Origin of the sequence: Aureibaculum luteum, assembly GCF_003449015.1 — a bacterium.
In the GTDB taxonomy this organism is placed as follows: Bacteria; Bacteroidota; Bacteroidia; order Flavobacteriales; family Flavobacteriaceae; genus Aureibaculum; species Aureibaculum luteum.
Map to the genome: position 1 here is coordinate 324,501 of NZ_QRGD01000004.1, position 23,096 is coordinate 347,596.

Here is a 23,096-nt window from a genome sequence, read left to right on the forward strand (position 1 = left end):
AATTACTCCGTTCTTTTTACAATTTGTGCCATAAGTTGTGCTTCTACAACTAATTTATTATTAGCATATCCATAAGCTTGCATATGGCAAATACCTCTTCGTATTGGTGAAATTAGTTCTGCTTTAAATATAAGTGTATCTCCTGGTAAGACTTTTCGTTTAAATTTAACATTATCCATTTTCATGAAATATGTTAAATAGTTCTCAGGATCAGGCACAGTGCTTAACACTAAAATACCACCCGTTTGAGCCATAGCCTCAATTTGTAAAACTCCTGGCATTACTGGTGCTCCAGGAAAATGCCCCACAAAAAAATGTTCATTCATTGTAACATTTTTTACACCAACTACTGTTTTATCAGTTAACTCTAAAATCCTATCTATTAATAAAAATGGAGGCCTATGTGGTAAAATATCCATTATTTGATGAATATCCATTAAAGGTGGTTCATTTAAATCAAACTTAGGAACGTTATTTCGTTTTTCAATTTTGATAATTTTTGATAATTTCTTAGCAAACTGTGTATTCACTCCATGCCCTGGTTTGTTCGCTATGACCTTACCTCTTATTTTTACACCAACCAAAGCTAAATCGCCAATAACATCTAAAAGCTTATGTCTCGCAGCTTCATTTGGATAATGCAATGTCAAATTATCAAGAATCCCATTAGGTTTAACAGCTATTGCTTCTTTATTAAATGCCTTTCTTAATTTTTCCATTGTTTCAGGAGAAATTTCATTATCAACATAGACAATAGCATTATTTAAATCGCCTCCTTTAATTAAATTGTTATCCAATAACATTTCAATTTCATGTAAGAAACTAAAAGTTCTTGCAGAAGATATCTCCTCTTTAAAATCAGTTATTTTCTTTAAAGTTGCATTTTGAGTTCCTAAAACCTTTGTCCCAAAATCCACCATTGCAGTAACCTCATAATGATCTGCAGGCATTAAGATAATCTCACTCCCTGTATTTTCATCCTTATATGAAACTATTTCTTTTACTATATATTCCTCAACTTCTGCATCTTGTTCTTGTAAGCCTGCTTTTTCTAACGCCTCAATAAAAAACCAAGAAGAACCATCCATTATAGGTGGCTCCGGAGAATCTAATTCTATACAAATATTATCTATTCCCAATCCTACAACTGCAGCTAAAACATGCTCACTCGTTTGGATTTTAACCCCATTTTTCTCAATGTTTGTACCACGTTGTGTGTCCACAACATATTCTGCTCTTGCTTCTATAACAGGACTTCCTTCTAGATCAACTCTAGTAAAAGCAAAACCATAATTTTCTGGAGCAGGTTTAAACGTTAAATTAACCTGTTTACCAGTATGAAGACCTACACCTGAAAGTGAAATCTCTTTTTTTATTGTTTTTTGTTTATTGCTCATTAATTTCTTTTTGTGCATTTAACATTTTTTCTAACTCATCTATTCTATCCATTAATTTGGATAGATTTTTAAAATGTACATAAGATTTATTATAGTCTGCATAAGGTAATGCGGGACTTCCTTGTACAACTTCGTTATCTTTCAAGTTTCTACCAATGCCTGATTGAGCTTGTATACTCACGTTATCACCTATTTTAAGATGCCCAACGATACCTACTTGCCCTCCTATTTTACAGTTTTTTCCAATTTTGCTAGAACCGGCAATTCCTGTTTGAGCTGCAATTACGGTATTTTCATCAATTTCAACATTATGAGCAATCTGAATTTGATTGTCTAACTTCACACCCTTTCTAATAATTGTCGAACCTAGAGTAGCTCTATCAATAGTACTGCCCGAGCCTATTTCAACGTTATCTTCAAGAATAACATTACCCGTTTGCGGTATTTTACTATACACACCCTTTGAATCTGGAGTAAAACCAAAACCATCACACCCTACGATTACTCCAGGGTGAATTACACAATGTTTACCAATTACAGTTTCAGAGTTAATCTTTGAACCAGCGAATAGCATACTCCCCTCTCCTATGGTAACATTATCACCTATAAATACATTGGGATAGATTTTGACATAGTCTTCTATAATCACATTATTTCCTATATAAGCAAACGCACCTATGTAAACCTCTTTACCTAGTTTGGCAGAATCACTAATAAAATTTGGTCTTTCAATACCTGTTTTATTCAATTTCACCTGATTGTAAAACTCTAATAATTTCGAAAAAGCTTTATAAGAATCTTCAACCATAATTAAAGTTGCATTTATATCCTTTTCAGGTATAAAACTCTTATTTACTATGGCTATCGATGCATTTGTTGAATATAAAAATGAAGTATATTTAGGATTTGACAAAAAAGTCAACGACCCTTTACCTCCCTCTTCTATTTTTGAAAGTTTATAAACTTCAACTAAAGGATTACCTTTTATCTCCCCATGAAGTATTTCTGAGATTTGCTGTGCTGTAAATTTCATTGTTGCAAAAATATAAAAAAAGATTAACGATATGCTAAATATAAATTATGTTTTCAGTTTAATATAAAACTATGATTTGGGGTAATAGACAAAATGTTTAATTACAGGTTTAGTTAAAGCCAATAAATTCATATGGTCAGAAGCATCTGTCAAATCTTTAATTTGTCCATTTTTATACAAAATACTTATGGAGTCATGATGTAAATAATAAGCTTGGTTTTTAATAATACCCGTATCTGTAAAATAATGTTTTTCACACTTATCAGATGTACTCACTAATGTGACTTTTTCTTTTATTAGTTGAAGTTGTTCATCAGAAAACTCATCATCTTGTATAATAATTTTGGGTAATTTTCTATCTAATATTGAAGTACATAATGATGACAAAATGAAATCATCATTATGTCTCCATTCCTTTAAAGCCATAATTATATCATAATCATCAATCTGTGAAAAGTAGTTGAGTTTACTTTCATCAAACTTCATATTTTCATCAGCCTCCAAAAAAAACCTTAATGGTTTACTGCATGGTAAACTGGAACCGCTCAAAATTAGGCTCTTAGCTCTTTTTAAAATTTTAACCAACAAGTAATCAGCAACTAAACTAGTCTTATGTAAATAAACCATCCAATACATCAAACGCCTTGCGACTATAAATTTTTCTACAGAATAAATACCTTTTTCTTCTACAACCAAGTTATCATCTACGACCGTTAACATGGAGATTATTCGTTCAGCATTAATATTACCTTCTGTTACTCCTGTGTAAAAACTATCGCGTTTTAAATAGTCTAATCTATCTACATCAAGCTGACTAGAAATTAACTGATGTAAAAATTTTCTATGATAATTTCCTTTAAATATTTCAATAGCCAAACTTAACTTTCCTTGAAACTCATTATTGAGTTTCTCCATAAAAATAATAGAAATGTCTTCGTGCTTAATGCTTGTCACCAAACTATGTTCTAAGGTATGAGAAAAAGGACCATGACCAATATCGTGCAATAAAATGGCAATAAGAAGTGCCTGTTCTTCCTCTTTAGAAATTGCAATAGATTTATTTTTTAATATAGTTATCGTTTTATCCATCAGGTGCATCGCTCCTATTGCATGTTCAAAACGCGTATGATGTGCCCCTGGATAAACAAAAGATGACAAACCCATTTGAGAAATCCGCCTTAACCTCTGAAAATAAGGGTGTTCAATAATATCAAAAATTAATTCACTCGGAATGTTTATAAATCCGTAAATTGGGTCGTTAAAAATTTTAAATTTGTTCAATTGAATTTTTTTAAAATTACAACACAAAAATAGACGTTTAATTTTTAATCATTATATAAAAGGAATGAATGCAATCAAAATACTTTGGGTAGACGATGAAATTGAATTATTAAAACCACACTTATTATTTTTAGAGAAGAAAAATTATGACGTAAGTACATGTAATAATGGTGCTGAAGCGATTGAATGTGTAGACGATGGCAATTTTGATGTTGTTTTTTTAGATGAAAACATGCCCGGTTTATCTGGAATTGAAACACTAACTAAGATAAAAGCAAAATTACCAAATCTTCCAATTGTAATGATTACAAAAAGTGAAGAAGAATATATTATGGAAGAGGCTATTGGTTCTAAGATAGCTGATTACTTGATAAAGCCCGTAAATCCTAATCAAATTTTATTGAGTTTGAAGAAAAACTTGGACCATTCGAGATTGGTTTCAGAAAAGACCACTTCTACTTACCAACAAGAATTTAGACAAATATCTTTAGATCTTGCAATGGTAAACACTTATGATGAATGGATTGATCTTTATAAAAAATTAGTTCATTGGGAAATTCAATTGGAGTCAATTGATGATCCTGGAATGATTGAAATTCTTGAAAGTCAAAAAGAAGAAGCAAATTCTCAATTCTTTAAATTTATACAGAAAAATTACCAAGGATGGTTTGAAGGTGAAGAAAAACCATTACTTTCACATAATTTATTTGAGGAAATTATTGTTCCTCAAATAAAAAAAGAAAAAACATTACTTATTGTTATTGATAATTTACGTTTCGATCAATTACGCGTATTAGAACCAATCATTAACAATTATTATAAGAAAGAAGAAGAAATTTCTTTTTTCAGCATCTTGCCTACTGCGACGCAGTATGCTAGAAACGCAATATTCTCAGGATTAACACCTTTAGAAATGTCTAAAAAGCATCCTGACTACTGGAAAAATGATACTGATGAAGGCGGAAAAAATCTATTTGAAAATGAATTTTTAGAAGCTCAACTGAAACGTTTAAAATTAGATATTAAGCATGAGTACTTTAAAATTACAAGCATGCCAAAAGGACGTGACTTGGCAGCAAATTTCAAATCTATAAAAGACAATGATTTAACTGTTATTGTTTACAATTTTGTGGATATGCTATCGCACTCTAGGACTGAAATGGAAATGATAAAAGAGTTAGCCAGTGACGATAAAGCATATCGTTCTTTAACTTTAAGTTGGTTTAAAAACTCTCCATTATTAGAAATGATTCAAAAAGCCCAAGAGTACGGACTTAAATTAATAATTACTACAGATCACGGAACGATAAATACTAAAAAACCATCAAAAATTGTCGGAGAAAAAAGTATCAGCTCAAATTTGCGTTACAAAACTGGAAGAAGCTTAACGTATACTGATAAGGAAGTTTATGCGGTTAAAAACCCAGAAGACATTCAATTACCTTCAATTCACATGAGTAGCTCTTTTGTTTTTGCCAAAGAAGATTACTTTTTTGCTTATCCTAATAATTATAATCATTTTGTAAAATACTATAAAAACACATACCAACATGGTGGTGTTAGTTTAGAAGAAATGATTATACCTTGTGTTATAATGGACCCAAAGTAATTATTGACCGAAATCAGTAAGATAAACCCTATAATATTATTTTTTAAATAATATTATAGGGTTTATCATTATTAATTCTTTTATAAACCTGATAAAAATCAGTAATTATTAACAAATTTTCTGTCTTTGTTATCAAATTTTGAATAATTCTTAACAATTATTCATTATAAAATCCTCAAATTTGTGCTCTAATTTTACAATAAATGAAAAAGCATAATTTTAGTGCAGGACCTTCTATTTTACCACAAGAAGTTTTGCAAAAAGCCTCAGAAGCAATATTAAATTTTAATGATGAAAATTTATCATTAATAGAAATCTCGCATAGAAGTCCAGCCTTTGTTGCGGTAATGGAAAAAGCCAGCAATCTAGTTTTGGAGTTACTAAACCTTAAAAACAAAGGTTATTCTGCATTATTTTTACAAGGTGGTGCCAGTTTAGAATTTTTAATGACTCCTTATAATCTAATGAAAGAGGGGGGGAAAGCCGCTTATTTAGATACTGGAGCTTGGAGTTCAAAAGCTATCAAAGAAGCAAAATTGTTTGGTGATGTAGAAATAGTTGCATCTTCTAAAGATAAAAATTACAATTACATACCCAAAGGATTTGAAATACCAGTTGATGCTGATTACTTTCATTGTACAAGTAATAACACTATATATGGTACCCAAATGAAATCATTTCCGAAAAACGATAGTTTACTCGTATGTGATATGAGTTCGGATATATTTTCTCGTTCTTTAGATTTTTCTCAATTCGATTTAATCTATGCCGGAGCTCAAAAAAACATGGGACCAGCTGGAGCAACTTTAGTTGTAGTAAAAGATGACGTTTTAGGAAAAACCGGACGTAAAATACCTTCAATGTTAGATTATCAAATACATATTTCTAAAGACAGTATGTTTAATACACCTCCTGTTTTTGCTGTTTATGTATCTATGCTAACATTACAATGGTTAAAAGATTTAGGTGGTGTTGCTGGAATTGAAAAAATAAACAATACCAAAGCTGCATTATTATATAATGAAATTGATAGTAACCCTCTATTTAAAGGGGTTGCCGAAAAAGAAGATAGATCTAACATGAATGCTACTTTTGTTTTAACGGATGAAACCTTAAAAGACAAATTTAATGCAATGTGCAAAGCTGCTGGTCTAAGTGGTATTAATGGTCACAGATCAGTTGGTGGTTATAGAGCGAGTATGTATAATGCCCTACCATTGGAAAGTGTACAAGCCTTAGTAAATGTAATGAAAGAATTAAATAAATAAAAACAAGTAGATGATAGTATTAGCAAATGATGGCATCGCACAGAGTGGTGTTACAGCATTAGAAAATGCAGGTTATAAAGTAGATTTAACCACAGTAGCACAAGATCAATTAATTGATTATATAAACGAAAATAAAGTTGCCGTATTATTGGTTAGAAGTGCAACTACTGTTCGTAAAAACCTTATAGATGCGTGTCCTTCTTTAAAAATAATAGGCCGTGGCGGTGTTGGTATGGATAATATTGATGTAGAATATGCTAGAGAAAAAGGACTCAAAGTCATTAATACACCAGCAGCATCTTCTCATTCGGTAGCAGAGCTAGTTTTTGCTCACCTATTTGGTATGGTTCGTTTCTTACATGACTCTAACAGAAATATGCCATTAGAAGGAGATTCAAAATTTAAAGATTTAAAAAAGGCATATGCAAAGGGTGTAGAGTTAAAAGGAAAAACTTTAGGTGTTTTAGGTTTTGGTCGTATTGGACAAGCTACTGCAAAAATTGCTTTAGGAGTTGGAATGAAAGTTGTGGCATTTGACCCTTTTCTAGAATCAGCTGATTTAGAATTAGATTTTTATGATGGGCAAAGTCTAAATTTCAAAATAGATACGATATCAAAAGAAGAAGTATTAAAGCAATCAGATTTTATTACATTACATGTTCCGGCCCAAGATGAGTATGTTATTTCTACTAAGGAATTTGAACTAATGAAAGACAAGGCTTGTATTGTTAATGCTGCACGTGGTGGAGTTATTGATGAAATTGCGTTGGTTGAGGCTATTGATAATGGTAAAATTGCACAAGCGGCATTAGATGTTTTTGAAAAAGAACCTATGCCAGAAATTCAATTATTAATGAATCCAAACATTTCATTAACACCACATATTGGTGCTGCTACGAATGAAGCTCAAGAAAGAATTGGTAGTGAATTGGCAGAACAGATTATTGCTATTTTAGGGTAATCATATCTTTTTTATTTAAAATTTTTCATAATTAAATTACTCCTTATTTTTAAGGAGTAATTTAATTATAGTTATTTAATAATATTAATATGAGCATATCTGAAAATCTAAAAAAAATTAAACTAAGCCTACCTTCTAATGTTGAATTGGTTGCTGTTTCTAAAACGAAACCAAATTCAGCTATTTTAGAAGCCTACAGTACTGGACAACGTATTTTTGGAGAGAATAGAATTCAAGAAATGGTTGATAAATATGATGCTCTACCAAAAGATATTGAATGGCATATGATTGGTCATTTGCAGCGAAACAAGGTAAAATATATGGCCCATTTTGTAAACCTTATTCACGGTGTTGATAGTCTTAAAACCCTTCAAGAAATTAATAAACAAGCAAAAAAACATAATAGGGTAATTCATTGCTTATTGCAAGCCAGAATAGCAGAAGAAGATACTAAGTTTGGACTTCCGTTTACCGAAATTGAAGAAATATTATCTTCAAAAGAGCTAGAAACATTAGAAAACATATCGATTACCGGTTTAATGGGTATGGCAACCTTTACCGATAACATAGAACAAGTGAAAGGAGAGTTTACAAAAATAAATACCCTCTTTAAAAAATTAAAAACCGATCACAAAGCATTTACTTCTTTATCTATTGGTATGAGTGGTGATTACAAACTCGCCATTGAATGTGGAAGCACTATGGTTAGGGTTGGCAGTGCAATATTTGGCACTAGAAATTAAAAAAAATCAACCATCAATGCGTTTTATAAATGCATCTTTATAGTTTAATCCAATAGGTATTCTTTTATCGTCGATTACAATTCTATTTCGTTGTACTGATTTAATATGCTTTAATGACACTATAAATGACCTATGAACTCTTATAAAATTAGCGGTTGATAATTTTTCTTCAAAAATTTTCAAACTGTTTAAGGTTAAAATAGGTTTAGGATTTAAGTTTGTATAAATTTTTACATAATCCTTTAAACCTTCAATATAAAGAATACTCTTTAGATTTACCTTAACATTTTCATAATCAGATTTTACAAAAATAAATTCTGGCGGTGCCGATTTTGCAATTGCTATGTCCTTTTTTGAATCATTTTTTAAGCTAAAAAGGTCTTGAGCTCTGTTTACCGCTTTAATGAATCTATGAAAAGGTATCGGTTTTACTAAATAATCAACTGCATTTAAATTAAAACCCTCCAACGCATAATGTGAATAAGCTGTGGTAAATATAAATAGTGGTTTTACTTCCAATGATTTGATAAACTCAACACCAGAAAAATCAGGCATTTCAATATCTGTAAATATTAAATCTATTTGGCTAGATTTTATTGTTTCAGTTGCTTCCATTGCATTTGAACAACTTTTTTCTAATTGTAAAAAAGGAACCTTTGAAACAAAATCTTCTAATAACTCTATAGCTAGTGGCTCATCATCAATAATTAAACATCGCATCATTTTCTTTTTAATTTTAAAGTTAAAAAAACACGAAAGTGATCATTTTCATCTGTTATAATTAACTCATGATTATTGGGATATAATAAATTCAATCTGTTTTTTATATTGTGTAAACCAACTCCAGAATTATGCTCATTCTTTTTACGCAATGATGAAATATGATTGATAACTTCAAAAATTAAATGTTCATCTTCAACGGTCATCTTAATTCTAATATCAGTTTTACCCGTAAAATCAGTGCCATACTTAAAGGCATTTTCAATAAATGAAATCAATAATAATGGCTCTATCTTATGGTCTAAACTACCATGCATATTAAAACGCACTCCAATAGAATCTTTTATCCTTAATGTCTGTAAGGATATATAGTTTTTGATATAATTTAATTCGTCTTCTAAAGGTACTAACGCTCTATCCGTTTCATAAATCATGTATCTCATTAATTCAGATAATGTTATAATTGCCTCACTAGTATCATCAGATTTTTTATTAGCTAATGCATAAATGCTATTTAACGAATTAAATAAAAAATGAGGATTTAACTGTGCTTTTAAAAATGACAATTCAGTATTAACCTTTTCCGATTGCATAAGTACCTTTTGCTTTTCATTTTTATACCACTCTAATGCCAATCTAAGACTGGTGCTTATTGCAAAAAACAATAAAACGGTTATTAATTTTGAATATTTAACAAAAAATGGAGGTGCTTTTCTCTCTCCTTCTAACCTATTTAAAAGTAGATTGGGCCTAAACTGATTTAACATTGTATCTGGCCTGAATTCGTGTCCCATTACATAGACGGTAGTGGCAATTATCAATACAATAATTACATAAAATAAAATCTTATGTTTTAAAAGTAGTTTGGGAACTAAAATAAAATAATTGATATAAAAGATTAAGACTAGAACTAACCAAAATATATAAACATTAGTAGGAATATACTCCAACTTGTAATATAGCTGAATTATACCAATTGCAAACATGAGCACCCATGCTAAAACGTGGATTATTATGACGTTTATATATTTATGATTTTTTATCAAAATAACAGTTAGTATGGTTCAAAATCTGTAAGTTAATTTAGTAGTGTGACATCAATACTATTTAAATCTGCAATAGTAATTGTTGGTAATTTGTTTTGATCTAATCTTATTATTACCAAATTAGCAGTATTATACGCCTCCATTTCTGAGACAAAAGGTCGATTGCCTTTTACTGCTGGTATAAAATTTTGCTTAATAAAAATTTTATTATCTTTCAATACCTTATACCCCCACCCCTTATCAACTTTAAAAGTTTCAATTGAATATATTTTCAAAACGGGGTCTAAATTATTGTTTTTCTTAAAAAGAAATACAGTTAAGGCTGTTAATATTATAACAATACTTATTATTAGGAATCTATTTTTCATCTTTACAAAATAACAAAAGGCAGTAGATTATAATTTCAAACCTACTCCCTTTTAAATAATTAATCTATATTAACATGAACTATAAAATTTTTAGTCGTCTTCATCAACTTCATCTAAAGGTTTAAACTCCCAAATATCGTCAAAGTAGTAACTACCACTATTACCCATGGTTAAAAAAGCTCTATCACCAAAATTAAAACCTGAAGCGTCTTGACGTCCACTTCCTTCAAAACTTGACAACTCCTCCCAAGTATCATCAGATGGGTCATATTCCCAAACATCAGAAGTGTAATTACCAGATACAAAATATCCTTTTCCGTCTAATGTAAACCCTACAGAACTACTTCTAGTAATTGAGTATTCATCCTCCTCATCTAAATCTGTCAATTTAGTCCACACTTCTGTATCACCATCAAATACATAAAAATCTTCCTCATAAATACCATTATGAATACCTGTTCCTAAATAAACATTATTTCCAATGGTAAAAGTAGCTGCATCTTTTCTTTTTGAACCACTGTATCCAACAGATTGTTCCCAAGAATCAGATACGTCATCATATTTGTAAAAATCTTTCAATTCACTGCCGTCATAACCAGTTCCTATATAACCTTTATCTGAAACTGAAAATCCTACTGCACCATATCGTTCGGACCCTATAAAATCGGCTCTAGGCTCCCATGTATTCGTTGTTGCATCATAGGCCCAAAAATCGTTTAGTTTATCGTCTCCATCATAACCAGTACCTAAATAACCAACTCCATTTAACTCAAAGCCAACAGCTCCACTACGAGCCGTACCCGGAAAATCAGCTTTCTGAACCCAATAATTACCCTCAACGGAGTACTCCCAAACATCGACTAAATAATCATCCCCATCATAACCAGTTGCTAAATATCCTTTATCACCAATTACAAACGAAACTGCATTTGCTCGAGCATCTCCATCAAAATCAGAGCTTTCAATCCAGTTGCCAAAATCATCATCATCATCGTCTGTACAACCGATAGTTATCATAAAAAGCATAAAGAACATGCTTTTAAAAATCATTTTTGTTAATTTCATATTTATCATATTTATAATTATATTAATGCATAAGTACCTTCTAGCATTACTTTATGAAGCAAAAGTATAACCAAAGGTTTTAATTAAAATTATAAAATAGATGAACCATCACTTTTTGTCTACTAACTGACAATACTTACATACAAATCATTAAAATTACTGATTTACAGTGTTTTAACAAAATTTTAGCTTTTTAGTCGATACAAATACGTGCTTAATCTATTTTGTAGAACTTATACATTATGATTGAGATACTTTTGCTCAAAATTCAAAGCTAAATGAGATATTATACGATTGGTTTACTGTGTTTATTACTACTTTCTATGTCATGTGAAAGTGATAGTGCAACCTATGAAATAGGTGAAGATTTTGTTGATAATAACCTAAAGGTTAAGTTGGTTGATACATTGACAATAAATAGTTCAACTATAGTTTTTGATTCAATTGTTACTTCGGGTACAGAAAGAATTTTATTAGGTACTATTAATGATGATGATTTGGGAAGTATCACTTCAAAAAGCTTTTTCCAAGTAGGAAACAGTAGTCTAACTATTGATGAAAATGCTGAATATGACTCTATTGCCTTAGTTCTATATTATGATACTTATTATTATGGAGACACAACCAAAGTACAAACATTTAATGTACATAGAATTAATGAAACTTTTGAACCAAACAATGATGATGACGACGAAGATGATGATAATTTTTACAACTCTTCTTCATTAACTTATGATGATGCAGCTTTGGGAACTTTAAATTTTTATCCTAAACCTATAGATGCAGAACATGATTCATTATATATTAAACTTAGTTACGAGTTTGGATTAGATTTATTTGATAAAATACAGAATGATGAAATTGAAGATAATAATGATTTTACAGATTATTTAAAAGGAATAGCTGTAATTCCAGACAAAAATAATAGCTCATTTTTAGGTTTTAGTTTTTCAGCAGAGGCTACTTTTAATAATTCTGCTTTAAGGCTGTATTACACAATAAAGGATGACGATGATGAAAACAATGATTACTATAAAGAATTTTATATTACAAGTTCAGCCAATCAGTTTAACAATATATCCTATGATAAAGAAAACTCCATTTTAAATGGTATTGTAGACAGCGAAAGCTCCTTGTCAAGTTGTGAAACCAATAATTCAACTTTTATACAATCAGGTACTGGTATTTGTACCAAAATTGAAATTTCAAATTTAAAAGAATTATTAAGGCTTGAAGAAAACAGTACGCTATTAGAAGCCATATTAAAAATAGTACCCAACAAAAGTAGTTACAACAGCAAAACCAAATTGAGTGAATCTATAATTGCCTATGTTATAGATAGTAAAAACAGATATGTTAGTCAACTTTTAGATTCAGACTCAAGCACTTTATATGCTACACTTCAAAATGAAGATGATGAGTTTAATAATAATACCTATTACACGTTAAATTTAACTTCGTTCGTCGAGAGTATAGTAACTACAGACTATGATAATAACTATTCCATAATGCTACTATTACCAGATTCTGACAAAACAATAGATAAATTAAAATTAGACGATTTCTCAAGTTCTGAAAACAACAAAATTGAATTAGCTATAACATATCTAACTTATTAAAATGATCATGATAAAAAAATTTATAATTTTAATAACGATCGGTTTATCAAGTATCGTTAGTGGACAAAACGACACGAGTTCTCCATATTCACTATTCGGACTAGGAGTTGAAAACACCACTTACTTTAATCGTTTTACTTCTTTAGGAAACTCTGGTATTGCTTATAGAGATGCTTTTTCATTAAATAATACAAACCCAGCGTCACTTGCAGATATAGGTATTAATACTTTTTTATATGAGTTAGGTTTAAATGCCACAATTTCAAACAATCAAACAAGTTCAATTCATGAAAACACTTATGACTTTAATTTTTCCCACTTAGCATTAGCATTTCCTATTAAAAAAGGTTGGGGACTAAGCTTTGGACTATTACCCTACACAAAAGTTGGTTATGAAGTAGATATATCAGAAAACATTATAGGGTCTTCGAGTAGTTACCTAACAAATATTATCGGATCTGGTGGCTTAAATAAGGTTTTTTTAGGTAATGGTTTTAAACTTAATAAGAATATAAATGTTGGGGCAGATATGTCTTTTCTCTTTGGAGAAATTAGTCAAGAAAAATGGGTTTATACAACAAATTCAAGTGCATATATTGAAAACTCAAGCTTTTATAATGGTTTTAATGCTAAATTTGGTATACATTATACTAATTATAAATTATTGAAAGGAACTACTTTTGGGGCAACTTTTGATGTACCTTCCAATTTGAGTGGAAAAAATACTCTGGATGGCTATAAAACACTTTCAAATTCGAGCGAAGTTACATTCGAAACTGGAGAAGAAACAGATTTAGATAATTTTCAAATGCCAATGAAGGTTGGCTTCGGAATAAGTAGTAGAATTAATCAAAATTTAATCTTAAACTTTGATTATAAGAAAAACTTTTGGTCAAATACGAGCCAAAAGGATGATACCGGATCATACATAAATCAAGATATTTATGCTTTTGGAATAGAATATCGTAAAATTGGTGACGAGTTTTATTTTTGGAATAGGGTAAAATATAGATTAGGATTTAATTATGATTCAGGTTTCTTAAATTTATCAAACAATGATATAGATAGCTATTTTGGATCAATAGGTTTAGGTATACCTTTAACCCCTTCAAATAATTCAACATTAAATTTATCCTATAGCTATGGGAAACAAGGTACTACAGACAATAGTTTAATTCTTGAAAATTTCCATAAATTCACATTAAATATCAGCTTAAAAGGAGATTGGTTTAAAAAGAAAAAAATATTTTAAATACAATTTAGTAATTTTTTTTAAACAATTTAATTCACCTTATACATTTAATTGATAGTATTTACCCTAATAAATATTATCAATTAAACTGTCACTGCACCTGTCTAATTTTCGGATTTGATTTGTTTTGAAATTCTTGTATAAAAGCTATATCTTCACACCTTATTTTTTAATTTTTAAATGAGAGAGAAGAGACAAAACCAAGCTAAAATTTTACGAATTTTCAGAAAAATACACCGAACTATGGGTGCTTTCTTATTTATATTTTTTTTTATCATATCAATTACAGGCTTTCTATTAGGATTGAAAAAAAATAGTAATGAACTTCTCTTACCTAACACTTATGTTGGTACCTCAATTAATCTAACGGAATGGATTGCTATTGACCAACTTCATGAAATAGCAAATCAGGTTATACACGATTCTATAGATAACAATTTATCACTAGAACTTGATCGAATTGATATTAGAAAAGAAAAAGGTATTGTTAAATTTGTTTACTTAAATCATGCTAACGAAGTTCAGTTAGACGGAGCTACTGGCAATGTATTAAATATTGGAAAAAGACATTCAGATACGATAGAAAACATACATGATGGTTCTATATTAGATAATTATTTTGACACTTCATACAGCCAAATAAAAATTATTTACACTACAACAATGAGTTTCGCTTTACTCCTCTTTACAATAACAGGTTTTTGGCTTTGGTACGGACCTAAAAGAATGAAAAAGACGAGGTAACACCAAAAAGAAAATTGTTAATAAAAAAACTTGCTATTTGAACAACTTTGTGAATAACAGCAATTTACATCTTTTCTTAGTAAATCTTTTGTTTTGATATTAATATACTGAAATACAGCATTTTAAAAGATATTACCTTAATTAAATTAGTAAAATTACAAGTTTTTAATACGCTTATTATACTAAAATGATATTTTAAGAGTTATTAACAAAAACAAACACCCATTATTATATGTAGCATAAATTACTTCTTATAACCCTAATGTTTTTATCTCAAAAATGAAGAAGTTTAATTTATGCATTTTAAGTTGCGTTTTTACGTTACAACTTATTTTTTCTCAGTCAATTTCAGATAATCCTGAATTAATTTCCGCAATGTTAGCACCCGATAATTTGGTTACTCATACCAGTTGTAATCAGAATGGTTTTGGAGGACATTATAATGAAATTCATGACGATGAATTAAATATTACAATTGGTCAATTTCAAATACATAAATCTGATGATACTGAAGCTTGTGAAAATTTCGGTACTAAGTTTAATGAATTTGAAACTGTATCAGATGCACCAAAAAATTTATTAGGAGAAGCTGGTGAAACCATAACTTATACATGGAAATTTAAATTTGATGATCATTTTGTTGTTCGTAATAACAATATGGATATTCATCAATTAAAAGCTATTGGCGGTTCTGAAGCTGATGTTCCCTTATTCACATTAACAACAACTAGAAAAGGTAGATTTGAAAGTTTAGAATTACGATATGCGGAAATGGATACTCAAATTATTTTAAAATATATTGACATTACCAATTTAAAAGGACAATGGATTGAAGTTTCTGAGACAATTACCTACAATGAAATAGGTGCTTATGATATTAGTATAAAAACATTGAATGATGAAAAAACAGTATTAGAATATAATGATGATGCCATTAGAACATGGAAAACAGATGCTGAATTTATCAGACCAAAATGGGGTATTTTTAAAGCATCTATTGATATAGATACTACGACAGAAAAAAAGATATATTTCTCTGATTTTAACATTGAAGAAAACGTTAATATTTCTAAATTTCAATCATCCTTAGATAGTAAGGCTATTTCAATTTACCCTAATCCTGCTACTGATAAAGTAACCATGAAAGGAAACGACTTAGATGGCTATGATGCTATTGAACTTCATGACAGTTTTGGTAGAGAAGTGCGATTAAAAAGACCTATGGATAATAATTCATTTAATGTTTCTAACTTAAAGAATGGTATTTATTTTGTTGTATTTAAAAAAGATAATGAAATAAGTGTAGTAAAGAAATTACTGAAATTTTAAAATGTTTTATTTGGTTTCAAATGAAAACACCAATTAATTGTTGAATCGAAGATTAATGCATTACCTTAAATAACAACTCTTTTAGAATGTCTCCGTTAGGCATATTTTGAGCTCCAACCCCCTTACTTTTCAAATCTGCTTCTCGTAAATAGGCAATAACTTGTGACACTTTTCGCATGGGATAATTCCGTGCAGCATTTACATAATCACCCACAAAATAAGGATTAACTCGTAAGGCTCTGGCAACATTTCCTTTTGATTTATCTGATAAACCATGATAAATTAATAGCTGTGTAAAGAAACTATTGAGTAAAGAGATCGTAACCACTAAGGGATTACTTTTGGGGTTTTCAGCAAAATAATTTATAATCTGATTCGCTTTTACCAGTTCCCTTTCCCCTACTGCTTTACGTAATTCAAAATTATTAAAATCTTTACTGATTCCTATATTCTCTTCAATATGAATGGGCCTAATCAAACTTTCTTTAGGTAAAACAACCATCAACTTTTCCAATTCATTTGCAATTTTGGAAAGATCAGTTCCTAAGAATTCAACAAGCATCAACGCTGCTTTAGGTTCAATTTGATACCCTTTACCGGCCAATACTCTACGAATCCAATCACCTACTTGATTTTCATATAATTTCTTACTTTCAAAAAGCAGTCCGTTTTTCCCGATAACCTTACTTAGTTTTTTACGTTTGTCTAAGGTTTTATATTTATAACATATAACCAAAACTGTGGAAGGCTGTGGGTTTTCAACATAAGAAACCAAATTCTCTATTGTTCTTGATAGGTCTTGGGCTTCTTTTACAATTACCACCTGCCTTTCAGCCATCATTGGGTATCGTTTTGCATTAGAAACAATATCATCAATGCTAACATCTCTACCATACAATACCATTTGGTTAAACCCTTTTTCTTCTTCGGTAAGCACCTTACGTTCAATGTAATCTGAAATTTTATCAATATAATACGACTCTTCACCCATTAAAAAATAAATGGGTTTGATATTTCCGTTTTTGATGTCAGAAACTATTTGATTGATACGTTCCATTTCTAAGAAAAAATATTCATTTTTGTAGTATGGTTATATTGAATTTACCTAAAGCCGAACTAAGCATCAAAAGTAAAGAAAATAAGCAGTTTATTTTTGATATTATCAGAAAAAAAAATATGGTGCTTACACCCGAAGAATGGGTAAGGCAACATGTGGTTCATTATTTAATTAACCATCTAAATTATCCAAAATCTATAATTGCCGTTGAAAAGCAATTGACCATTAACACCTTAATAAAACGTTTTGATATCTTGGTGTTCAATACAAAAGGAAACCCAGAAATAATTATTGAATGCAAAGCTCCTAAAGTAAAAATAACCCAAGATACATTTGACCAAATTGCACGATACAACTTAAATTTAAATGCAAAATACTTAATGGTTACAAATGGTCTTAATCATTATTTTTGCCAAATGGATTCAGAGAATGAAAAATATGTGTTTTTGGAAGCGTTGCCTAATTATAGTCGTTAATCAATTACGCATTCTCATATAAATAATAAATAGATTCCTAGTACCTCGGAATGACAAGAATAATAAAAACCTTAAGTTTGCAACCTAAAATTACCCATTGAAAATAGCCGTAGTCATATTAAATTGGAATGGAAAAAAACTCTTAGAGCAGTTTTTACCTGCAATGCTAAAATATAGTAAAGGTGACGCTGATATTTATGTAGCTGACAATAACTCACCAGACGACTCTGTTGCATTTGTGCAGCAACTTTTCCCTACGGTTAAAATTATTCAGAATAGCGAAAATGGTGGTTATGCCAAAGGATATAATGACGCTCTAAAACATATCGACGCTGATATCTACGCATTAGTAAATTCAGATATAGAGGTAACAGAAAACTGGTTAAAGCCAATTATTGCTGAATTTGAGTCCTCTAAAGATACCGTGGCTATTCAGCCAAAAATTTTAGACTTCAAGGATAAATCTAAATTTGAATACGCGGGTGCTGGCGGAGGATTTATAGATTTTTATGGGTATCCATATTGTAGAGGTAGATTATTCTCTGATGTAGAAGAAGACAAAGGTCAATACGATGATAATATGGGCATATTCTGGGCTTCAGGTGCCTGTTTTTTTATTCGTAAAGAAATCTATCATCAGTTAAATGGCTTTGATGAAGATTTTTTTGCACATTATGAAGAAATAGACTTGTGTTGGAGAATAAAAAATGAAGGCTATACAATAAAATATATAGGAACCTCAACGGTATATCATGTTGGTGGTGCTACTTTAAACCAAGCCAATCCTAAAAAAACCTATTTAAATTTTAGAAATAGTTTACTTTCAATTCTAAAAAATGTACCAAACAAATATTTGATTGTAGTACTATTATCAAGATTTATACTTGATGGTTTTGCTGGAGTTAAATTTTTGACAGAATTACGTCCAGGACATACTTGGGCAATTGTCAGAGCCCATTTTAACTTTTATTGGAATATTCCAAAATTCTTAAAAAAACGTAGAAAAACAAACACTAAAAGTATCAATTATTATCAAAGTAAAAGTATTGTTTGGCAACATTTTGTATTGAAACGGAAGACATTTGACGAGATAGATTGAAAATTTACCTCCACCAAAATAAGTGTTCTAAATTACATAAAACCTCTAAAATCAACATCCTCCTAAAGTCCCCTCTACAGGACAACCTAATTTATAAATTTCTTTTGAATTAAATAAGCCCTTTAGCCTTAAACTCTAGATACTTATTAATTACATTAACACTTAAGTTCTGAGGCCTTGTAAGAATAGCATGAATTCCTCTATTTTCTAATTCTTTTACGATTAAACGTTTTTCGTAAGCAAATTTTTCTGCTATTGTTTTATGGTATATACTTTGTAAATCTTCTACATTTTCAGAAATTAGATCATCCAATTCTGTATTTTCAAAAAATACCGTCACTAATAAATGTTGTCTCGAAATTGCTTTTAAAAATGGTAATTGTCTATGTAATGAAGAAATATGTTCAAAATTAGTATATAAAATTAAGAGACTACGCTGATTTATTTTTCTTTTAATAGTAGCATATAAATAACCAAAGTCAGAATCTGTAAATTGAGTGTCAACATTATAAAGAGCTTTATTTATTACGTTAATATGAGTCCGTTTATTACTAGCCGGAATAAGTTTCTCTAATTTTTTTGAAAACATAAGCAGACCTGCTTTGTCATTCTTTAGCAACGCAATATTTGATAATGCCAACGTTGAATTTATGGCATAATCTAATAATTTCAATTCTTCAAAAGGCATTTTCATAACCCGTCCCGTATCCACAATCGAATAAATAGGTTGCGACTTTTCATCTTGATATTGATTCACCATCAATTGAGCTCGCTTCGCTGTTGCTTTCCAGTTTATGGTTCTTACATCATCACCAGCAACATAATTTTTAATCTGTTCAAACTCCATCGTATGCCCTATTCGACGTATTTTTTTAAGTCCAAATTCAGTTAATTTATTACTCAATGCTAAAAATTCATATTTACGCATTTGAATATACGACGGATATACAGCCACCATTTGTTCAGCATCAAATCGGTAACGCCTGGCTACCATTTGCAAAGAAGAGGAAACAAATAAATTTAAGTTCCCAAAATTATATTCACCTCGTTCTACTGGTCGCACTTGATATTCAAAATTATGAGATTGTTGTGCAGCAATCTCGGTATTAAGTTCAAAATCTCTTTTTTGAAATTGCTTGGGCAACTCATCTATAACTTTTAAAACTATTTTTATAGGATATTTATTTTCGATAGTAACTGGGACTGGGTTTTCATCAGAATTAGAAAATTTTTCTGGTAAAATACGTCTTGCTTTTATTCCGTTTTTAAAACGAAATAGAACAAAAGCATCAAATAAGAATAACACTGCTAAGCCTAACACAAATAACCAAGCTACTTGATATAATAAGTCCACCCAATAAGAAACCAGAAAAAGGGCTGCTATGATGCTTATATACACAAAAAAGCGTTGATGGATGTACAAGTTTTTGAAAAGATTGATCATAGAATACTATGCTATACTAATTTTTAGCTAAAATAAGAGATTCTGATAACTAATTTTAACGGAAAACTATTTTTCATCTTCTATTACGATAGAATTACCTATTAAATCATGTATGGCTTGTTTTTTTTTGTTCCCCGAAATGGTAAGAAATGAGATCCAACCTAGTGCTACTTTAAAAACGAATCGAAATAATGCACGGATAAAGTTAATTTTATTTTTAGGATTTTGAGCATCCCGGACTGTTATACCCATTTTAGAATGTCCGATTGTTCCACCATAAATACTTACAAATAATGGGTCGTACAAATGAAAAAATAAGATAAAAATAATTATTCTAACATAATTAGGTACATATTCAAACTGAGCTAGGATTTCAGAAGCCAAAAAGATTAAGGCTACTATTATAATCGTATCAATAAACAATGCTTTAACTCGACTAGGTAAAATTGCGTATTCTATTTTCATAATTATGGATATTTAAAACCTAAATCATTATGCCTTACTTTTTTTAATTTCTTCTTTAATTTCTTTTGAAAAGAGGATACTATCTTTTTGTAGTTAAGGTCATTTGCCAAGTTTGTAAATTGCTGAGGGTCTTTGACCATATCAAATAATTCAATACCTGCAGAAGCATCTTCGTTGTATTGAATATAAGCCCATTTTTCTGTTCTTAACAAAAAAGACTTACCACCTTGTGATACACTAAAAGCTTCTTGTCTAACTTGAAACTCAGCATTATCAATTGTTTTAACCAAACTCTTACCCTGTAAGTGTATTGAAGATTTTATACCCGCCAATTCAGAAATTGTAGGATATAAATCCAACAACTCTACAAATGAATTACAAACTTTCGGCTCTTTACCTGGAACTTTAATAATTAAAGGAACCTGGACAGATTCTTCATGTAAACTCACTTTCATCCAAAAATTATGTTCTCCTAAATGAAAACCATGATCTGAAGTAAAAATAACGATAGTGTTATCCTCTAATCCCTCATTTTTTAAAGTTTCTAGCACTTTACCCACTTGAGTATCCATATATGATACCGAGGCATAATATGCAGCCACCGCTTTTTTCTCTTGCTCTAAAGACATTTGTCCATTAACACTTGTAACATAATTGATCCCTCTCTTAGGAATATCATCCCAATCGCCTTTTACTTTTTGAGGCATTATGATTTCTTCGTGTGGATAGGGTTCAAAATATGCTTTTGGAGCTACAAAAGGAACATGAGGACGTACAAAACCTACGGCTATAAAGAAGGGTTCGTTTTTATGTTTCTTTATTAATTGTATGGCTTTTTGAGCTGTTTTCCCATCAGAATGCACTAAGTCATCACCTTCCGCCTTAACAATGGTCATCACATTACCTCCCTTTCTTTCTATTTTACCATCAGGATTCCCTTGAACTAGTTCTGCTTCTCCGATGGCTTTCCATTCAGGACCTTGACTATTAAAACGCTCCGTCCAAGACGCTTCATCATCTTGTCCATTAGATCCTGTTTCAATATCAATAGGAACTCCCATATGAAAAATCTTACTTACTCTTGCCGTATAGTATCCATTATCCTTGAACAATTGTGTCATTGTTTTTCTGTCGGGACCAATATTTTCTCGTCCACTAACATAGCCGAAAGTCTTAGTAGCATTAGGATAATAACCAGACATAAACGAAGCTCTAGAGGGCCCACATACAGGATATTGAGAATATGCTTTTGTATATCGCACACCTTCTGAAGCTAATTTATCTATATTTGGCGTTTTACAGGCGTTATTTTCATAAGATGAAACCGCAGTTGCTGTTAAATCATCAGATATAATAAATAAGATGTTTGGTTTTTTCTGTTGAGAAATGGAATTAAAACTCCAAAAAAAAATGAATATAAAAATAAATTGCTTCATAGTTAGTTATTTATAATTACAAGTTAAAATATATATTTAAAGTCCTATTCTACTAATTTATGACTTATTTCAACTCCAAAAAATTCTCCAATAACAACTCCCCAGCATTGCTACTTTTTTCCGGATGAAACTGAACACCATAAAAATTACCTTTTTTTAAAGCTGAAGAATAGTCCATTTCATAATTAGTGACTGCAATAGTTTCAGCACAAATGGGTGCATAAAAACTATGTACCAAGTACATATATTCCTGCTCTCTTATCCCCTTAAACAAAGTAGATTTTAAATCCGTAAGTGTATTCCATCCAATTTGGGGTACTTTTACTTTGTTACTAAATTTGACAACGTCTACATCAAAAATACCTAACCCCTTTGTATTGCCTTCTTCACTATAGTTACACATCAATTGCATTCCTAAGCAAATACCCAAAACGGGTTGTTTTAATTGTGGAATAAGAGTATCCAACCCAGTGGATCTTAACTTTTCCATAGCACTACTCGCCTCTCCTACACCAGGAAAAATAACTTTATCGGCGGATTGAATCGTCACTGCATCATGACTGAGAATGGCTTCATACCCCAATCTTTGAATAGCAAATTTGATGCTTTGAATGTTTCCGGCTCCGTAGTCGATGATGACTATCTTCATAGTATAAATATTATTATAAGATTTAAATAAATAAT

General features: G+C 30.3%; 22 protein-coding genes. 10 read left to right on the forward strand and 12 right to left on the reverse strand.

Going from position 1 to position 23,096, the window contains the following annotated elements:
- Positions 1–2: 2 nt before the first annotated feature.
- The 3 genes from D3P13_RS12040 to D3P13_RS12050 all read right to left on the reverse strand — a co-directional run bounded on the left by D3P13_RS12040 (position 3) and on the right by D3P13_RS12050 (position 3,711).
- The gene (locus D3P13_RS12040) at positions 3–1,397 is read right to left on the reverse strand and encodes a bifunctional UDP-3-O-[3-hydroxymyristoyl] N-acetylglucosamine deacetylase/3-hydroxyacyl-ACP dehydratase (protein WP_117882838.1); all 1,395 of its coding nucleotides are present in this window, start codon (positions 1,395–1,397) and stop codon (positions 3–5) included.
- Entirely contained in the window at positions 1,387–2,430 is a 1,044-nt protein-coding gene (gene lpxD, locus D3P13_RS12045; RefSeq protein WP_117882716.1) for a UDP-3-O-(3-hydroxymyristoyl)glucosamine N-acyltransferase, read from the reverse strand. Before lpxD ends, D3P13_RS12040 begins: the two co-directional genes overlap by 11 nt.
- Positions 2,431–2,499: 69 nt before the next feature.
- Positions 2,500–3,711 carry an HD domain-containing protein gene (locus D3P13_RS12050; RefSeq protein WP_394336461.1) on the reverse strand — a complete coding sequence of 404 codons (1,212 nt, stop codon included), beginning with the start codon at positions 3,709–3,711 and terminating at the stop codon, positions 2,500–2,502.
- A 64-nt stretch (positions 3,712–3,775) separates the two neighbouring features.
- Here D3P13_RS12050 and porX point away from each other — a divergent pair, with 64 nt between their 5' ends.
- The 4 genes from porX (at position 3,776) to D3P13_RS12070 (ending at position 8,292) form a co-directional block, all read left to right on the forward strand.
- Positions 3,776–5,320 carry a T9SS response regulator signal transducer PorX gene (porX, locus tag D3P13_RS12055; RefSeq protein ID WP_117882718.1) on the forward strand — a complete coding sequence of 515 codons (1,545 nt, stop codon included), beginning with the start codon at positions 3,776–3,778 and terminating at the stop codon, positions 5,318–5,320.
- Between the two features lie 203 nt (positions 5,321–5,523).
- Positions 5,524–6,588 (forward strand): 3-phosphoserine/phosphohydroxythreonine transaminase, encoded by a 1,065-nt coding sequence (gene serC, locus D3P13_RS12060; protein ID WP_117882720.1) that lies wholly within the window; start codon positions 5,524–5,526, stop codon positions 6,586–6,588.
- A gap of 10 nt (positions 6,589–6,598) precedes the next feature.
- Positions 6,599–7,549: a D-2-hydroxyacid dehydrogenase gene (locus D3P13_RS12065; protein ID WP_117882722.1), complete on the forward strand. Its 951-nt coding sequence runs from the start codon at positions 6,599–6,601 to the stop codon at positions 7,547–7,549.
- An 89-nt stretch (positions 7,550–7,638) separates the two neighbouring features.
- A complete protein-coding gene (locus tag D3P13_RS12070) occupies positions 7,639–8,292 on the forward strand; it encodes a YggS family pyridoxal phosphate-dependent enzyme (RefSeq protein WP_117882724.1) in 654 nt (217 codons plus the stop codon).
- A 6-nt stretch (positions 8,293–8,298) separates the two neighbouring features.
- Here D3P13_RS12070 and D3P13_RS12075 read toward each other — a convergent pair whose 3' ends face one another.
- The 4 genes from D3P13_RS12075 to D3P13_RS12090 all read right to left on the reverse strand — a co-directional run bounded on the left by D3P13_RS12075 (position 8,299) and on the right by D3P13_RS12090 (position 11,491).
- A complete protein-coding gene (locus D3P13_RS12075; protein ID WP_317124794.1) occupies positions 8,299–9,015 on the reverse strand; it encodes a LytR/AlgR family response regulator transcription factor in 717 nt (238 codons plus the stop codon).
- Positions 9,012–9,806, reverse strand: coding sequence for a sensor histidine kinase (locus D3P13_RS12080; RefSeq protein WP_157972906.1), 795 nt, complete (start codon positions 9,804–9,806; stop codon positions 9,012–9,014). The genes D3P13_RS12075 and D3P13_RS12080 overlap by 4 nt, the downstream gene beginning before the upstream one ends.
- Before the next feature lie 284 nt (positions 9,807–10,090).
- Positions 10,091–10,426 (reverse strand): DUF4907 domain-containing protein, encoded by a 336-nt coding sequence (locus D3P13_RS12085; RefSeq protein WP_117882728.1) that lies wholly within the window; start codon positions 10,424–10,426, stop codon positions 10,091–10,093.
- 90 nt (positions 10,427–10,516) lie between these two features.
- Positions 10,517–11,491 (reverse strand): Kelch repeat-containing protein, encoded by a 975-nt coding sequence (locus tag D3P13_RS12090; RefSeq protein WP_232829178.1) that lies wholly within the window; start codon positions 11,489–11,491, stop codon positions 10,517–10,519.
- 278 nt (positions 11,492–11,769) lie between these two features.
- On the opposite strand from D3P13_RS12090, the gene D3P13_RS12095 reads away from it, so the two are divergent.
- The 4 genes from D3P13_RS12095 to D3P13_RS12110 all read left to right on the forward strand — a co-directional run bounded on the left by D3P13_RS12095 (position 11,770) and on the right by D3P13_RS12110 (position 16,435).
- On the forward strand, positions 11,770–13,110 hold the full coding sequence (locus tag D3P13_RS12095) for a DUF4270 family protein (protein ID WP_117882732.1): 1,341 nt from the start codon (positions 11,770–11,772) through the stop codon (positions 13,108–13,110).
- Between the two features lie 7 nt (positions 13,111–13,117).
- On the forward strand, positions 13,118–14,362 hold the full coding sequence (locus D3P13_RS12100; protein ID WP_157972907.1) for an OmpP1/FadL family transporter: 1,245 nt from the start codon (positions 13,118–13,120) through the stop codon (positions 14,360–14,362).
- Between the two features lie 180 nt (positions 14,363–14,542).
- A complete protein-coding gene (locus D3P13_RS12105) occupies positions 14,543–15,106 on the forward strand; it encodes a PepSY domain-containing protein (RefSeq protein WP_117882736.1) in 564 nt (187 codons plus the stop codon).
- A 279-nt stretch (positions 15,107–15,385) separates the two neighbouring features.
- Positions 15,386–16,435, forward strand: coding sequence for a T9SS type A sorting domain-containing protein (locus D3P13_RS12110; protein WP_117882738.1), 1,050 nt, complete (start codon positions 15,386–15,388; stop codon positions 16,433–16,435).
- Between the two features lie 52 nt (positions 16,436–16,487).
- Here D3P13_RS12110 and holA read toward each other — a convergent pair whose 3' ends face one another.
- Complete coding sequence (gene holA / locus D3P13_RS12115) at positions 16,488–17,492, reverse strand: DNA polymerase III subunit delta (protein ID WP_117882740.1); 1,005 nt, start codon at positions 17,490–17,492, stop codon at positions 16,488–16,490.
- A 29-nt stretch (positions 17,493–17,521) separates the two neighbouring features.
- On the opposite strand from holA, the gene D3P13_RS12120 reads away from it, so the two are divergent.
- On the forward strand, positions 17,522–17,968 hold the full coding sequence (locus D3P13_RS12120) for a type I restriction enzyme HsdR N-terminal domain-containing protein (protein ID WP_117882742.1): 447 nt from the start codon (positions 17,522–17,524) through the stop codon (positions 17,966–17,968).
- Between the two features lie 97 nt (positions 17,969–18,065).
- Positions 18,066–19,067, forward strand: coding sequence for a glycosyltransferase family 2 protein (locus D3P13_RS12125; RefSeq protein WP_117882744.1), 1,002 nt, complete (start codon positions 18,066–18,068; stop codon positions 19,065–19,067).
- 109 nt (positions 19,068–19,176) lie between these two features.
- On the opposite strand, the gene D3P13_RS12130 is transcribed toward D3P13_RS12125, so the two are convergent.
- The 4 genes from D3P13_RS12130 to hisH all read right to left on the reverse strand — a co-directional run bounded on the left by D3P13_RS12130 (position 19,177) and on the right by hisH (position 23,061).
- Entirely contained in the window at positions 19,177–20,508 is a 1,332-nt protein-coding gene (locus D3P13_RS12130) for a DUF58 domain-containing protein (protein ID WP_117882844.1), read from the reverse strand.
- A gap of 69 nt (positions 20,509–20,577) precedes the next feature.
- Positions 20,578–20,976 carry an RDD family protein gene (locus D3P13_RS12135; protein ID WP_117882746.1) on the reverse strand — a complete coding sequence of 133 codons (399 nt, stop codon included), beginning with the start codon at positions 20,974–20,976 and terminating at the stop codon, positions 20,578–20,580.
- Between the two features lie 2 nt (positions 20,977–20,978).
- Positions 20,979–22,412: a sulfatase gene (locus tag D3P13_RS12140; protein WP_117882748.1), complete on the reverse strand. Its 1,434-nt coding sequence runs from the start codon at positions 22,410–22,412 to the stop codon at positions 20,979–20,981.
- Between the two features lie 64 nt (positions 22,413–22,476).
- Entirely contained in the window at positions 22,477–23,061 is a 585-nt protein-coding gene (gene hisH, locus D3P13_RS12145) for an imidazole glycerol phosphate synthase subunit HisH (protein ID WP_117882750.1), read from the reverse strand.
- Positions 23,062–23,096: the final 35 nt, after the last annotated feature.

Bases quoted from the DNA above. Each gene is read 5' to 3' on its own strand.
- D3P13_RS12040 (WP_117882838.1), bottom strand. From the start codon at position 1,397: ATGAGCAATAAACAAAAAACAATAAAAAAAGAGATTTCACTTTCAGGT.
- lpxD (WP_117882716.1), bottom strand. From the start codon at position 2,430: ATGAAATTTACAGCACAGCAAATCTCAGAAATACTTCATGGGGAGATA.
- porX (WP_117882718.1), top strand. From the start codon at position 3,776: ATGAATGCAATCAAAATACTTTGGGTAGACGATGAAATTGAATTATTA.
- serC (WP_117882720.1), top strand. From the start codon at position 5,524: ATGAAAAAGCATAATTTTAGTGCAGGACCTTCTATTTTACCACAAGAA.
- D3P13_RS12065 (WP_117882722.1), top strand. From the start codon at position 6,599: ATGATAGTATTAGCAAATGATGGCATCGCACAGAGTGGTGTTACAGCA.
- D3P13_RS12070 (WP_117882724.1), top strand. From the start codon at position 7,639: ATGAGCATATCTGAAAATCTAAAAAAAATTAAACTAAGCCTACCTTCT.
- D3P13_RS12075 (WP_317124794.1), bottom strand. From the start codon at position 9,015: ATGATGCGATGTTTAATTATTGATGATGAGCCACTAGCTATAGAGTTA.
- D3P13_RS12080 (WP_157972906.1), bottom strand. From the start codon at position 9,806: ATGGGACACGAATTCAGGCCAGATACAATGTTAAATCAGTTTAGGCCC.
- D3P13_RS12085 (WP_117882728.1), bottom strand. From the start codon at position 10,426: ATGAAAAATAGATTCCTAATAATAAGTATTGTTATAATATTAACAGCC.
- D3P13_RS12090 (WP_232829178.1), bottom strand. From the start codon at position 11,491: ATGAAATTAACAAAAATGATTTTTAAAAGCATGTTCTTTATGCTTTTT.
- D3P13_RS12095 (WP_117882732.1), top strand. From the start codon at position 11,770: ATGAGATATTATACGATTGGTTTACTGTGTTTATTACTACTTTCTATG.
- D3P13_RS12100 (WP_157972907.1), top strand. From the start codon at position 13,118: ATGATAAAAAAATTTATAATTTTAATAACGATCGGTTTATCAAGTATC.
- D3P13_RS12105 (WP_117882736.1), top strand. From the start codon at position 14,543: ATGAGAGAGAAGAGACAAAACCAAGCTAAAATTTTACGAATTTTCAGA.
- D3P13_RS12110 (WP_117882738.1), top strand. From the start codon at position 15,386: ATGAAGAAGTTTAATTTATGCATTTTAAGTTGCGTTTTTACGTTACAA.
- holA (WP_117882740.1), bottom strand. From the start codon at position 17,492: ATGGAACGTATCAATCAAATAGTTTCTGACATCAAAAACGGAAATATC.
- D3P13_RS12120 (WP_117882742.1), top strand. From the start codon at position 17,522: ATGGTTATATTGAATTTACCTAAAGCCGAACTAAGCATCAAAAGTAAA.
- D3P13_RS12135 (WP_117882746.1), bottom strand. From the start codon at position 20,976: ATGAAAATAGAATACGCAATTTTACCTAGTCGAGTTAAAGCATTGTTT.
- D3P13_RS12140 (WP_117882748.1), bottom strand. From the start codon at position 22,412: ATGAAGCAATTTATTTTTATATTCATTTTTTTTTGGAGTTTTAATTCC.
- hisH (WP_117882750.1), bottom strand. From the start codon at position 23,061: ATGAAGATAGTCATCATCGACTACGGAGCCGGAAACATTCAAAGCATC.